The organism is Ruegeria sp. CDSB114 (assembly GCF_059611025.1).
On the sequence record NZ_JBXWOT010000001.1, the window covers coordinates 344,882 to 356,924 of the forward strand.

Annotated in this window: 14 protein-coding genes and 1 tRNA gene; 5 read left to right on the forward strand and 10 right to left on the reverse strand. The window is 57.8% G+C overall.

What is annotated here, in order from left to right; all coding sequences use genetic code 11:
- On the forward strand, positions 1-243 hold the full coding sequence (locus AC2FIP_RS01735) for a hypothetical protein (RefSeq protein WP_496784967.1): 243 nt from the start codon (positions 1-3) through the stop codon (positions 241-243).
- On the opposite strand, the gene AC2FIP_RS01740 is transcribed toward AC2FIP_RS01735, so the two are convergent.
- The 8 genes from AC2FIP_RS01740 to AC2FIP_RS01775 form a co-directional block, all read right to left on the reverse strand.
- On the reverse strand, positions 244-1,323 hold the full coding sequence (locus AC2FIP_RS01740) for a 2'-deoxycytidine 5'-triphosphate deaminase (protein WP_496784969.1): 1,080 nt from the start codon (positions 1,321-1,323) through the stop codon (positions 244-246).
- A 61-nt stretch (positions 1,324-1,384) separates the two neighbouring features.
- Positions 1,385-1,461 (reverse strand) — tRNA-Pro (locus tag AC2FIP_RS01745).
- 61 nt (positions 1,462-1,522) lie between these two features.
- Positions 1,523-2,122 carry a MerR family transcriptional regulator gene (locus AC2FIP_RS01750; RefSeq protein ID WP_496701226.1) on the reverse strand — a complete coding sequence of 200 codons (600 nt, stop codon included), beginning with the start codon at positions 2,120-2,122 and terminating at the stop codon, positions 1,523-1,525.
- A gap of 18 nt (positions 2,123-2,140) precedes the next feature.
- On the reverse strand, positions 2,141-2,443 hold the full coding sequence (gene ihfA, locus AC2FIP_RS01755) for an integration host factor subunit alpha (RefSeq protein ID WP_037316145.1): 303 nt from the start codon (positions 2,441-2,443) through the stop codon (positions 2,141-2,143).
- 96 nt (positions 2,444-2,539) lie between these two features.
- Positions 2,540-3,511 (reverse strand): beta-ketoacyl-ACP synthase III, encoded by a 972-nt coding sequence (locus AC2FIP_RS01760; protein WP_271947477.1) that lies wholly within the window; start codon positions 3,509-3,511, stop codon positions 2,540-2,542.
- Positions 3,512-3,532: 21 nt separating this feature from the next.
- A complete protein-coding gene (plsX, locus tag AC2FIP_RS01765) occupies positions 3,533-4,621 on the reverse strand; it encodes a phosphate acyltransferase PlsX (RefSeq protein ID WP_142633356.1) in 1,089 nt (362 codons plus the stop codon).
- Between the two features lie 22 nt (positions 4,622-4,643).
- Positions 4,644-4,850: a 50S ribosomal protein L32 gene (gene rpmF, locus AC2FIP_RS01770; RefSeq protein WP_037316137.1), complete on the reverse strand. Its 207-nt coding sequence runs from the start codon at positions 4,848-4,850 to the stop codon at positions 4,644-4,646.
- Positions 4,851-5,056: 206 nt separating this feature from the next.
- Positions 5,057-5,593 carry a YceD family protein gene (locus AC2FIP_RS01775; RefSeq protein ID WP_496784970.1) on the reverse strand — a complete coding sequence of 179 codons (537 nt, stop codon included), beginning with the start codon at positions 5,591-5,593 and terminating at the stop codon, positions 5,057-5,059.
- A gap of 85 nt (positions 5,594-5,678) precedes the next feature.
- On the opposite strand from AC2FIP_RS01775, the gene AC2FIP_RS01780 reads away from it, so the two are divergent.
- The 3 genes from AC2FIP_RS01780 (at position 5,679) to AC2FIP_RS01790 (ending at position 8,838) form a co-directional block, all read left to right on the forward strand.
- Complete coding sequence (locus AC2FIP_RS01780; protein WP_142633360.1) at positions 5,679-6,155, forward strand: outer membrane protein assembly factor BamE; 477 nt, start codon at positions 5,679-5,681, stop codon at positions 6,153-6,155.
- 98 nt (positions 6,156-6,253) lie between these two features.
- Complete coding sequence (locus AC2FIP_RS01785) at positions 6,254-6,988, forward strand: GNAT family N-acetyltransferase (protein ID WP_496784972.1); 735 nt, start codon at positions 6,254-6,256, stop codon at positions 6,986-6,988.
- A 41-nt stretch (positions 6,989-7,029) separates the two neighbouring features.
- Positions 7,030-8,838, forward strand: a complete 1,809-nt coding sequence (locus AC2FIP_RS01790) for an ABC-F family ATP-binding cassette domain-containing protein (RefSeq protein WP_496784974.1) — start codon at positions 7,030-7,032, stop codon at positions 8,836-8,838.
- Between the two features lie 81 nt (positions 8,839-8,919).
- Here the strand turns inward: AC2FIP_RS01790 and AC2FIP_RS01795 are convergent, their stop codons facing one another.
- Positions 8,920-9,675 carry a 3-hydroxyacyl-CoA dehydrogenase gene (locus AC2FIP_RS01795; RefSeq protein ID WP_496784976.1) on the reverse strand — a complete coding sequence of 252 codons (756 nt, stop codon included), beginning with the start codon at positions 9,673-9,675 and terminating at the stop codon, positions 8,920-8,922.
- A 197-nt stretch (positions 9,676-9,872) separates the two neighbouring features.
- On the opposite strand from AC2FIP_RS01795, the gene AC2FIP_RS01800 reads away from it, so the two are divergent.
- On the forward strand, positions 9,873-10,688 hold the full coding sequence (locus AC2FIP_RS01800) for a hypothetical protein (protein WP_496784978.1): 816 nt from the start codon (positions 9,873-9,875) through the stop codon (positions 10,686-10,688).
- An 81-nt stretch (positions 10,689-10,769) separates the two neighbouring features.
- On the opposite strand, the gene tyrS is transcribed toward AC2FIP_RS01800, so the two are convergent.
- Positions 10,770-12,017 carry a tyrosine--tRNA ligase gene (tyrS, locus tag AC2FIP_RS01805; protein ID WP_142633369.1) on the reverse strand — a complete coding sequence of 416 codons (1,248 nt, stop codon included), beginning with the start codon at positions 12,015-12,017 and terminating at the stop codon, positions 10,770-10,772.
- Positions 12,018-12,043: the final 26 nt, after the last annotated feature.

Below are 12,043 nucleotides of genomic sequence, written 5' to 3' on the forward strand. Positions count from 1 at the left end.
ATGAATGCCAATCGGATCATTGACATGATTGTGCGACAGATCATGCGGCGGCTTGTCACCAAAGGGGTGGATAAGGGGTTCGACATGGCCAGCCGCGTGGGCCAGAAGCCGGGGCAAGAGCAGCAACCGGATAAGAGCTCTGATGCGTCTGGCCAGTTGCAGGCGGGTGGAAACCGCCAGCGTCAAAATATGCGTCAAGCCCAGCGAGTGGCCAATCAGATGCGTCGGTTTATCCGGTTCTGATCAGGTTACCGTTTTGAAATGCTTGGATAGTTTCAATCCTTGTCCCTGATAGTTCGAGGCGATGCCCGCACCATAAAGCTGCGTGGGCATTTCTGACATCCGCTCGTACACCAGCCGCCCGACGACTTGGCCGTGCTCCAACACAAATGGGGCCTCGTGACAGCGGACTTCCAACACTCCGCGTGATCCTTCGCCACCTGCGGCGGCATGGCCAAAACCGGGATCGAAGAAACCGGCATAATGCACCCGGAATTCCCCGACCATCGCCAGATAGGGGGCCATTTCAGCCGCATACATCGGCGGGATATGCACCGCCTCGCGGCTGACCAGAATGTAAAACGCACCGGGGTCGAGGATGATGCGCCCATCGGTGGTGCGCACCTCTTCCCAATATTCCTGCGGGTCGTATTCGCCGATCCGGTCCAGATCGATCACACCGGTATGAGGTTTGGCGCGGTAGCCCACCAAATTGGTGTCGGGCAGCCGCAGGTCCACCGAGAACCCGAGCCCGTCTTGAATGACAGCGGGGCCATCGACCAGCGGGGATTCGGCGTGCAGGGCGCTTAGATCGGTATCGCTCAGCACGGCCTGACCCTCCCGGAACCTGATCTGGTTCAGCCGCATTCCCGGACGCACCAGAACCGAGAATGAGCGGGGGCAGATCTCGGCATACAAGGGGCCGGTATAGCCTGCAGGCACCCGGTCAAACTCGGTCCCGCCATCGGTGATCGTGCGCGTCAGAAGGTCCAGCCGCCCGGTCGAGCTTTTTGCATTGGCGGCCGCGCTCAGCCCCTGGGGCAGGGCCAGCGATTCCATCAACGGCACTAGATAGACACAGCCCTTTTCCAGCACAGCACCTTCAGAGATATCGATGCGGTGCATCTCAAATTCCGACAAACGTTCGGCTACGGTGCGACCTTCGCCTGCCAGAAACGAGGCACGTACCCGGTAAGCAACTGTACCTAAACGCAAATCAAGGCTGGCGGGTTGAATCTGGGCGGGGATGACCTCTGGGCTTGCGGTAATCTCACTGCGAGCGATCATCGCCTCTATCTGCTGGTTCGGGCATACGCCGGTCATTCCGATCCCCCCTGATGCCAGAGCGGGATCTGGCCTGTGTGCCATAAACGTCGGTGTGATTTGGTCGGGCTAGCAGGACTCGAACCTGCGACCTTCCGTCCCCCAGACGGACGCGCTACCAGGCTGCGCCATAGCCCGACGTTGAGGTGTTCATAAAGACTTTCCCGGCGGGGGCAAGAGGAAATCATCGCCTTTTTTCTTATCCCGCTGATCGGTTTTCTATTCGGTTCAACACGCTGCGCAGCTCTTGCGCGATGGGCGCTATCTGGCTGAGCAACTGGTCATCGAATGCGTCTCGGGTCCAGGCCAGTGTCGCGATCCCACCCAACAAGGGCGAGGCGTCGGGATAGGACGGCTGGGCTTGGGCCGCAGGCTCAGCTTTTGGCGGAGCGGGGGCAGGGGTCGGTTCGGGTTTTTGAGCGTCGCCTAGATCCAGATGTATCTGCTCTTGCGGGGGGGCTGGCTTGGCCGTGAATGGCACAACGACATTTGCATCGGGTGTGGGTTCAAGATTCGCCATTTCATCCAGGCCCTGGGACACCGAAGAAACATGCGCCACGCCCTGTTCACGCAAGATGCGCTGTACGCCTTTGATGGTGATCCCATCCTCATGCAAAAGCTTCTTGATGCCGCCCAGCAGGCGCATGTCGTTGGGGCGGTAATATCTGCGCCCGCCCGCCCGTTTTACCGGTTTCACCTGATTGAAGCGGCTTTCCCAGAATCGCAGAACATGCGGCTGCACACCCAACCAGTCCGCAACTTCACTGATGGTGCGAAAGGCGTCTGGGGACTTGCTCATATTCGTGCCGTCCTGATCTTATTTGCGGTTCCCTGCGGCGACGCGATCTTTCATCAGATGCGACGGGCGGAAGGTGAGAACACGGCGAGGCTGAATTGGAACCTCTTCGCCTGTCTTGGGATTGCGGCCGATACGAGCTGTCTTGTCCCGAACACTGAAAGTTCCAAAAGACGAGATCTTCACCTGTTCACCGCGCACCAATGCGTCGGACATATGGTTCAGAACGCTCTCGACCAGTTGCGCGCTTTCATTGCGTGAAAGGCCAACTTCACGAAATACGGCCTCGCTCAGATCCATTCGGGTCAGTGTTTTGTCGCTCATGCCAATTCCCCTGTTGCTATCAGAGCATAGGGTCAGGGCAAATTCGCTGTCAATATCAATGAATTGCGGGCGAGTGTGTAAGCTGAATTGCGCTTGTTACCACCGCAAGAGGACTGAGCCCCAGGCCAATCCACCTCCGATTGCCTCTGTGACCAGCAGATCACCCTGTTTGAACTGCCCACGCTGTTTCGCAACAGACATTGCCAGGGGAATCGATGCAGCCGAGGTATTTCCGTGGTCTTGCAGGGTAACGACAACGTGTTCCATAGGAACGCCCAATTTCTTGGCTGTGCCCTGGATGATTCTAATGTTTGCCTGATGCGGTACGATCCAATCCACATCTTTGTGACTTAACCCAGCCTTCTCTAGGCAGGTTTCTGCGGTAGAGGTCAGACGTTCAACTGCCTGCCGAAACAGCTGGTTTCCTTTCATCCGCAGATAGCCTGTGGACTGGGTCGAGACGCCTCCATCCACATAGAGCAGGTCCTTATAGCGCCCGTCCGAGTTCAGGTCGGTTGCCAGTATGCCCCGATCGTCCGAGGTTCCCGCGCCCTCATGCTGTTCAAGGATTATCGCTCCGGCGCCGTCGCCGAACAAAACGCAGGTCGACCGGTCGGTCCAGTCCATGATACGAGAGAACGTCTCGGCGCCGATGACCAGTACGCGTTTGGCCTGGCCTGATACGATCAGCGCATTGGCATTGGTCATGGCATAGACAAATCCGGCGCAAACCGCCTGTACGTCAAAGGCGAAGCCTTTGGTCATGCCAAGCTGCGATTGAACCATTGTTGCGGCAGAGGGAAACGTCAGGTCAGCGGTCGATGTTGCAAGAATAATCGCATCAATATCATCTGCCTCCAGACCCGCATCGGCCAGTGCGGCACTGGCAGCCTTTGTGGCCATAATCGAAGTGGTTTCGTCTTCCGCTGCAAAATGCCGGCGTTCGATCCCGGAACGTGTCCGTATCCACTCATCAGACGTATCGAGCGTTTCTTCGAACTCGGAATTCGGGACGATGCGCTCTGGCAAATAGTGCCCGACACCAACTATAATTGAACGGCCTGCCATGCTGGGGTACTGCCTTTTTTGTTATTCACCGGCCTTCGACGGCGTGTCTGCGGCATCTTGTGCAAGCTCGGCTGTCGATGCAACCCGTGCTGCCAATTTTTCGGCGAAGCCGGACTCGGCCAGGGTAAAGGCCAGCTTTACAGCGGCTGACACGCCGGTCGAGTCTGCACCACCATGTGATTTGACGACGGTTCCGTTCAGGCCAAGGAAAACCCCACCATTCACGCGCCGAGGATCAATTCGTTTCTTCAACCGCTGCAAAGATGTGATTGCAAGGATCGAGGCCAGTCGTGAGAGCGGAGAATATTTGAACGCCTCGCGCAGAAGATCTCCGATCAGGCTGGCTGTGCCTTCTCCGGTCTTGATGGCGACGTTGCCTGTAAATCCGTCTGTTATAATGACATCGGCTTTGTCTCCCGGGATGTCGCTGCCTTCGACAAAACCCACAAAGTCAAAGCTGGCCTGATCCGCAAAATCCGAGATCATGCCATGCGCTTCTTTTAGCTCGGCGCGCCCTTTATGTTCCTCGGTGCCCACATTCAAAAGGCCGATCCGGGGACGTTCCAACGCCATGCCGTTTCGGGCATAAGAGGCACCCATCAAAGCATATTGCAGCAGGTCCTTGGCGTCCGCGCGCACATCGGCGCCTACGTCCAGCATCACATTGAAACCCTGCGGATTGCGCGAGGGCCACAAAATAGCGATTGCCGGGCGGTTTACTCCCGGCAGCTTACGTAGACGCATCATCGACAGGGCCATCAATGCGCCGGTATTGCCACAGGAGACCGCGCCATGGGCTTCACCCTGACGTACTGACTCCAGTGTGGACCACATCGAAGTTTGCTTGCCGTGCCGGACGACCTGGCTGGGCTTGTCCTCCATCGTGACCACATCGGGACAATCACGAAAAACGACGCGCCCGTTCAGGACACGCCGTTTTGCGACAAGTTTGCGCAACATGGCCTCAGGCCCGTGCAAGATGAACGCGATATCGGGGTTCTTATCCGCCGATTTGGCGATCCCCGCCACAACAGCAGCGGGCCCCGAATCTCCGCCCATTGCGTCAACCGAGATGGTAATCCGTCCGGCGTGCGTGGGCTGTTCTGTCATGCTTGGCCTGCGCTTTTAGGGCTTAGGCCGCGTCTTCGTCCAGGTCGATTTCGTCGGCCTGAGCGACGACTTCGCGGTCATCATAGTGGCCGCAGGACGCGCAGACGTGGTGCGGGCGCTTCAGCTCACCACAGTTGGCGCATTCGTTCGGGTTTGCAGCAACCAGAGCGTCGTGCGCGCGGCGGTTGTTGCGACGCGACTTGGAAACTTTGTTCTGTTGGACAGCCATGGTCTCAACCTTTGTCTACTAAGGGCCGGCAGATTCGCTGCGGGCCAGGTTTCATTCTTCGTTTTTCTCGTGGTTTGACGCGCGTTTAGGGGACGGGCCCCGCAATGTCCAACCCAAATTCCGATGAGCGCGCGAAAATACTGCGATTCTCAGCATGTTCAAGCGATTTTTCTGAGCGCCTGCTATGACAGGATTTCAGGCCCGTGTCACTCGTCTTTTTTCAGTGCATCGCGCAGCCCGGCCAAGCCCGCAAAGGGTTTGACATCTTCATCCGTTATTGCCTGTTTGCCGGGTTCGGTAAAGCCCGCCTGTTCCAATTCGGCACCTTCTTTCCGGGGATACTGGGGCAGGGCAAGCGCCAGCGCTTCGGACATGACCTCGGTCAGAGCGATTTCGGCCCCTAGCGGTTCAGATTCGTCACCCTCCGGGATTTCGAACTCCTCCTCGTCAGGGTTTGTCCAATCTGACAGAAACATCCGGGTCACCGGAATGTCGATCCGCGTGGTAACCGGTGTCAGCGTCACGACACAGGGTTGAATCACGGTTGCCCCCAGTTTTCCTGAAAGCGCCCAATCACGCTTTCCATGCGCACGCACCTCGCCGACAAAACTCAGCTTACGCAGCCCAAGCAGGCTCAACTCGTTCTTTAAGACATCCAACTCCTGCGCGTCAGGGCGAATTTCAAAGGGCGTCGGTGCGTTCTGAGGCAGGTCGGCGACCCGTAAAGATGTCTGGTTGCTCATACGTGGCCCTTTCGTGTGTTGAACCGGGGTGGCGGTTTGATGTAATCGGATAGGGGCCGCACGGTCCCAAGGCAAGAGGGTGTGAATGTTGAAAGTTATGAGCAGGTTGAAACCAGCGTCCAGAACGCTCGTATTTGCGGCCTGTCTGACCGCTGCTGGTGCGTGTGCTCCGGTCTTCAAGAAACACGGATATGTCCCCACAGCCGAGGACCTGGCCGAGATTCAGGTGGGTGTCGATACACGTGAAAGCGTACTCGAATCCGTTGGCGCGCCCAGTACTTCAGGTGTCGTTCGCGATTCCGGCTTTTATTATGTGACATCACGCGTTCGTCATTATGGTCCGAAACGACCGAAAATCGTCTCGCGCGAGCTTGTGGCGATCAGCTTCGATGACCGGGGTGTTGTGCGCAATATTGAACGCTTTGGCCTTGAGGATGGAAACGTCGTGACGCTGGATCGTCGTATTACCGAATCCTCAGTTCAGAACCGTGGGTTCCTGCGGCAGCTGCTTGGCAATATCGGCAACTTCAACCCGGCAAACATTCCTGGCGCGACCAACTAATTCATAGTCACGTCTTGTCAACTTCACAGGGCGGTCACAAATCCTGTGTTATTGACCCTGCAAGACGAAACAGGTCAGCAACCCAGGAGGATGCGACCATGGCACTATTGCTCGGCAAGGGCCGGTACCGTGCGCGTCAGGCGCAAACACCGCAGGATGTTGCCGCGGCGCAGTGTCTTCGAACACTGGCTTTCGGGACTGATCAGCCTGATCAGGATGAGTTCGACAGCCGTTGTACGCATATTCTGGTCGAGGATATGCGTGCCAACGGTAAACTCATGTGCTGCTTTCGCATGTTGATGATGGAGCGCGGGGCCGAGATTGGCCAAAGCTATTCCGCCCAGTTCTATGACCTCTCGGCACTTGAAGGGTTTAAGGGGCGTATGGTCGAGATGGGGCGCTTTTGCGTGCATCCTGGTCAAAACGACCCAGACATTCTGCGTGTTGCCTGGGGGGCGATGACTGCATTTGTCGATCAGAATAATGTTGAGATGCTGTTTGGCTGCTCATCGTTTGCGGGTACAGAGACGGCGGAATATCTTGATGCTTTTGCGATGTTGAAACATCGCCATTTGGCCCCGAAACGCTGGTTGCCACGGGTCAAGGCCCCAGATGTTTTCCGGTTCGCCGCGAGATTGCGTCGGCGCCCGGATGCCAAAAAAGCCATGATGCGCATGCCCCCTTTGCTGCGTACTTACCTGATGATGGGCGGCTGGGTCAGTGACCACGCAGTCGTTGACCGTCACATGAACACTTTGCATGTCTTTACCGGCCTCGAAATCTGCGCGATTCCGCCCGCACGTAAACGTTTGCTGCGGGCCGTTGCCGGGTAATCGCCGTTGACGGCTCGACGCTGCGGGGGTAGCTGGCGGGCATGGCAAGAATTCCTTTATTGCAGATGTCCGGCATTTCCCTGACTTTCGGGGGCGATCCGGTTTTTTCAGACCTTGATCTGGTGGTTCAACCAGGCGACCGCGTCGCCTTGGTTGGGCGGAACGGATCCGGCAAGTCAACCTTGATGAAGGTGATGGCCGGTTTGGTAGAACCGGACAAGGGCGAGATTGTAATTCCCCCGGGTAAGTCAGTCGGTTACATGGAGCAAGACCCCGGAATGGAAGGGTTTGCTACGCTCGGCGACTATGCCTCCAGCGGGTTAGAGCCGGGTGAGCTTTACAAAGTCGAACGCGCAGGCGAAGGGCTGAAATTCGACCCGGCGCGCGCTGTTGAGACGGCCTCGGGCGGTGAACGCCGCCGTGCCGCGCTGGCCAAGCTGATGGCCGAAGCCCCGGATTTGATGCTGCTGGACGAGCCGACCAACCATCTTGATATCGAAGCCATCGCCTGGCTCGAGCGTGAGCTAGGATCGACACGGACGGCCTATGTGCTGATCTCACACGACCGTGCCTTTCTGCGCGTCTTGACCCGCGCGACGCTATGGATCGATCGTGGGGCGGTCCGACGGCAGGAGCAGGGGTTTACGGCATTCGAGGCTTGGCGCGACAAGATCTGGGAGGAAGAGGACCAGCAACGTCATAAGCTGAACCGTCTGATCAAGTCCGAGGCGCGATGGGCCGTCGAGGGCATCAGCGCCCGTCGCAAGCGCAACCAGGGTCGGGTCCGCGCCTTGCAGGACCTTCGATCTGAAAAAGCCGCACAGATAAAACGTCAGGGTTCGGCCGCGATGACCCTTGAGGCTGGACCAAAATCAGGGCGAAAAGTGTTTGAAGCCAAAGGCCTATCCAAGTCTTTTGGTGATCATCAGATCGTGCGCAACTTTGACCTGTTGGTACAGCGGGGCGACCGCGTGGCCTTTGTTGGCCCAAACGGCGTCGGCAAGACAACATTGCTGAAAATGTTGTTGGGACAAGAGAACCCGGATGAGGGTTCGGTCACGCAGGGCACCAATCTTGAGATTGCGGTTTTCGACCAGACCCGCGCGCAGCTCGACCCCGAAATGAGCCTTTGGGACAGCCTGACTGGCGACCCCGAGATGCGTGTTTCCGGCAAGGCTGATCAGGTGATGGTGGGTGGCCAACCCAAGCATGTGGTCGGCTACCTCAAGGAGTTTCTGTTTGACGAGGGGCAGGCCAGAGCAGCCGTTAAGTCACTGTCTGGTGGGGAAAAAGCCCGTTTGCTGCTGGCAAAGCTGATGGCCAAACAGTCGAACCTGCTGGTATTGGACGAACCAACCAACGATCTGGATGTGGAAACACTGGATCTGTTGCAGGAACTGCTGGACGATTATGACGGTACCGTTTTGCTGGTCAGCCACGACCGCGATTTCTTGGACCGTGTGGCCGCAACGACCATCGCGATGGAGGGTAACGGCCGTGCAACCGTCTATGCCGGGGGGTGGTCGGACTATCTCGTTCAGCGCGGCGAGGTGTCTGATAAGAAAGAAGTAAAAACAAAAGCTTCCAAGTCAAAGGTAAAGCAAGAGGCGCAGCCGAAACTGGGGCTATCATTTTCAGAGAAACACCGTCTTGAGAAATTGCCTGCCGAGATTGAGCGGCTTGAGACGGAAATCGGAAAGCTTGAAGAGCTGATGTCCGATCCTGAGCTTTTCAGCCGTGAACCTGTTAAATTTCAGAAAGCGACCGAGGCTTTGGTCGAGCGGCAGGAAAAGCTGGTCGCAGCCGAGGAAGAGTGGCTGATCCTCGAGGAAAAGGCCGAGGGCGCCTAGATCAGCTTTCGCGCTGTGGCCGGATATCCGACCACAGTTCATTTGAGCGAGCCGTTTTCATCGGTAGGTGATCAGCCACGCTCAGCGCATTCGCAGCGCGCCGTCGATACGGATGACCTCGCCGTTCAGATAACCCATTTCGACGATGAACCCGGCCAGTCGTCCGTATTCGCGGGGGTCGCCAAGGCGCACAGGGTTGGGAACGTCAGAGGCTAGTTGTTGCTGCACCTCTTCGGGCAGACCGGCCAGCATCGGAGTCATAAAGATTCCGGGTGCGATGGTCATCACGCGGATTCCGGACGAGGCCAGATCCCGTGCCATGGGCAGGGTCATACCTACCACACCACCTTTCGAAGCCGCATAGGCAGCCTGACCCTTTTGCCCATCAAAGGCCGCGATTGAGGCTGTATTGATGATGACACCGCGCGCGCCGTCCGGTTCCGGGACGTTTTGTGCCATTTCCGCGGCTGCAAGGCGTGAAACGTTGAATGTACCCACAAGGTTGATGTCGATCGTGCGCTGAAATGCATCAAGCGGGTGTGGGCCATCCCTGCCTACGGTTTTCATACCAACCGCGATCCCGGCGCAATTCACTGCCGCGTTGATCGCTCCCATCTTCTCACGGGCATGGGCGATGGTTGCGGCCACGGATGTTTCATCGGTCACATCCGTCTGGGCGAAATGCCCGCCTATTTCCGCCGCGATCTGGTGACCCCGCTCGGCATCGCGATCCAGAATGGTTACCTGTGCATTGTTTTCTGCAAAAAAGCGGGCCGTTGCCTCACCCAGCCCCGAGGCGCCTCCGGTGACAATGGCTGCGGTGGTCGACAGGTGCATCTGGATCTCCTTCCAAAAGATATGAACATACGTTCATTTAATATCAGCCAAGGGACAGTGTCCATAGGGGGGCGTCGGGCAGGCGGCCCTTCCTCAAGGCTTTCTCAGGTCAGCTTCAGGCGTTCTTAATGTTGGAATCTCAAATCGACACTGAACGCAATCGAGCGTCTGGGTGGCGCATTTGAGGAGGACAAACTATGCGAATTGGAACCAAATCAGGGCTTTCCGCTTTGGTAGCCGCTCCGTTTCTGGGGATTATGGCGGCTGGAAGTGCGGCCGCTGCACCAGAGGTCTGCAACTGGAAAACGGCGCGGGATGCAGCAAACAGCGGCGATTATGCGACCATGTGTGAGTGCACGCAGGTAACCCCCAGCTTTCTAGAGCGCTTGCAGAAACGTGCGGATTTCGAAACCACATTGCAAAACACATCCGCGCAATGCCCGGGGTTGGCCGCCTTGTTGACCGACTTTCCGACAGCATCGATCGTAAGCGCGGCAAATGCGGGCGAAGACCGCAGTTCGGACCCAAGCAGTCCGGTCACGCCGGTTGGCGGCGGTGGAACAGGGTCCGGCGGGTCGGGCGGTAACGGTCCCGGCAACGGCGGCGGCGATGATCCGGGTGGCGATAACCCGGGCGATGATCCGGGTAACGGTGGCGGGGATGATCCCGGTGACGACAACCCAGGTGATGATCCCGGCAATGGTGGTGGCGATGGCCCCGGCAAACCTGGAAATGGCAATGGCCCCGGCAAAGGGGGCAATGGTCCAGGTAAAGGCGGGAACGGCCCCGGTAAGGGCGGTAACGGCCCTGGCAACGGCAATGGAAACGCTGGAAACCCCGGCAATGGCGGGGGCAATAACGGCGGCTCTGGCCCCGGCACCGGAAACGGTGGAGGTAACAACGGCCACGGCGGAGGCCACGGTAACGGCGGCGGCGGCCACGGGAATGGCGGCGGCCACGGTAATGGTGGCGGCGGTCATGGACATGGCGGCGGCAAAGGGGGCAAGGGATAAGCCCACACTTGGCAGATATGTCCGTACCGAAACAGAAACGGCCACCCAATTAGGTGGCCGTTTTTCTTTCAGAGGTCTTAGTTATCCCAACTGAACCAGCGCGTGCCTCTTCTTGCCCGCACTCAGTTTGATGGGCGAGGACAAGGCGCCTGCGTCGATCATCAGTCCCGCGTCTGTTAATGAAGCGTCGTCCAGTTTGGCGCCGTTTTCTGCAATCAGGCGCTTGGCCTCTTTGCCAGATTTCGCCAGGCCAGACTGTACGATCAGTTGCACGATGGATATCGGCAAGTCTGCTTCGCCGACCGTTAGGGTCGGCAGATCGTCCCCGACGCCACCTTTTTCGAACACTTCGCGAGCGGTGGCCTCGGCGTTTGCCGCAGCCTCGGCCCCGTGCAGCAAGGAGGTGACCTCGTTTGCCAGGCGGATCTTGGCCTCGTTGATCTCGGACCCCTGCAATGCGCCAAGGCGGTCACACTCATCCACAGGCAGTTCGGTGTACAGCTTAAGGAACCGCCCAACATCCGCGTCGGTGGTGTTGCGCCAAAACTGCCAGAACTCATAGGGTGAGCGCATCTCGGCATTCAGCCAGACCGCACCGTCTTGCGATTTGCCCATCTTCTTGCCATCGCTGGTGGTCAGCAGTGGTGAGGTCAGGCCATAGATCTCGTTATCCAACACGCGACGGGTCAGGTCGATACCGTTGACGATATTGCCCCACTGATCGCTACCGCCAAGCTGTAGGACACAGCCATAGCGACGGTTCAGTTCAAGGAAGTCATAGGCCTGCAGGATCATGTAATTGAATTCGAGGAAGGATAGCGATTGCTCGCGGTCCAGCCGGGATTTCACCGATTCAAAGGCCAACATCCGGTTGACCGAGAAATGCCGGCCGATGTCGCGCAGGAAGTCGAGGTAATTTAGGTCGTCCAGCCACTCTTCGTTGTTCAGCATCAGTGCTGCGTTTTCTGCGCCGCTATCATAGTCGATATAGGCGGCAAACACCTTTCTGATGCCTGCGATATTGGCGTTGATCTGGTCCGGGCCCAGCAGGGGGCGCTCATCTGACCGGAAGGACGGATCGCCCACCTTCGTGGTGCCGCCGCCCATCAGGGTGATCGGCTTATGACCTGTTTTCTGGAACCAGCGAAGCATCATGATCTGGATCAGGCTGCCCACATGTAGGGACTTTGCCGTTGCATCAAACCCGATATACGCCGACTGACACCCGCTGATCAGCGCCTCGTCAAGGCCCTGATAATCGGTGCAGTCAGCCAGAAAGCCGCGCTCGATCATCGTGGCGATGAAATCCGATTTGGGGTGGTAGGTCATATCGTGCCCTTTGGGTTAATGTTGCG

Excerpts from the sequence above, each read along its gene's own strand:
- AC2FIP_RS01780 (WP_142633360.1), top strand. The coding sequence starts at position 5,679 with ATGTTGAAAGTTATGAGCAGGTTGAAACCAGCGTCCAGAACGCTCGTA.
- ihfA (WP_037316145.1), bottom strand. The coding sequence starts at position 2,443 with ATGAGCGACAAAACACTGACCCGAATGGATCTGAGCGAGGCCGTATTT.
- AC2FIP_RS01800 (WP_496784978.1), top strand. The coding sequence starts at position 9,873 with ATGCGAATTGGAACCAAATCAGGGCTTTCCGCTTTGGTAGCCGCTCCG.
- AC2FIP_RS01775 (WP_496784970.1), bottom strand. The coding sequence starts at position 5,593 with ATGAGCAACCAGACATCTTTACGGGTCGCCGACCTGCCTCAGAACGCA.
- AC2FIP_RS01785 (WP_496784972.1), top strand. The coding sequence starts at position 6,254 with ATGGCACTATTGCTCGGCAAGGGCCGGTACCGTGCGCGTCAGGCGCAA.
- rpmF (WP_037316137.1), bottom strand. The coding sequence starts at position 4,850 with ATGGCTGTCCAACAGAACAAAGTTTCCAAGTCGCGTCGCAACAACCGC.
- tyrS (WP_142633369.1), bottom strand. The coding sequence starts at position 12,017 with ATGACCTACCACCCCAAATCGGATTTCATCGCCACGATGATCGAGCGC.
- AC2FIP_RS01795 (WP_496784976.1), bottom strand. The coding sequence starts at position 9,675 with ATGCACCTGTCGACCACCGCAGCCATTGTCACCGGAGGCGCCTCGGGG.
- AC2FIP_RS01750 (WP_496701226.1), bottom strand. The coding sequence starts at position 2,122 with ATGAGCAAGTCCCCAGACGCCTTTCGCACCATCAGTGAAGTTGCGGAC.
- AC2FIP_RS01740 (WP_496784969.1), bottom strand. The coding sequence starts at position 1,323 with ATGACCGGCGTATGCCCGAACCAGCAGATAGAGGCGATGATCGCTCGC.
- plsX (WP_142633356.1), bottom strand. The coding sequence starts at position 4,621 with ATGACAGAACAGCCCACGCACGCCGGACGGATTACCATCTCGGTTGAC.
- AC2FIP_RS01735 (WP_496784967.1), top strand. The coding sequence starts at position 1 with ATGAATGCCAATCGGATCATTGACATGATTGTGCGACAGATCATGCGG.
- AC2FIP_RS01790 (WP_496784974.1), top strand. The coding sequence starts at position 7,030 with ATGGCAAGAATTCCTTTATTGCAGATGTCCGGCATTTCCCTGACTTTC.
- AC2FIP_RS01760 (WP_271947477.1), bottom strand. The coding sequence starts at position 3,511 with ATGGCAGGCCGTTCAATTATAGTTGGTGTCGGGCACTATTTGCCAGAG.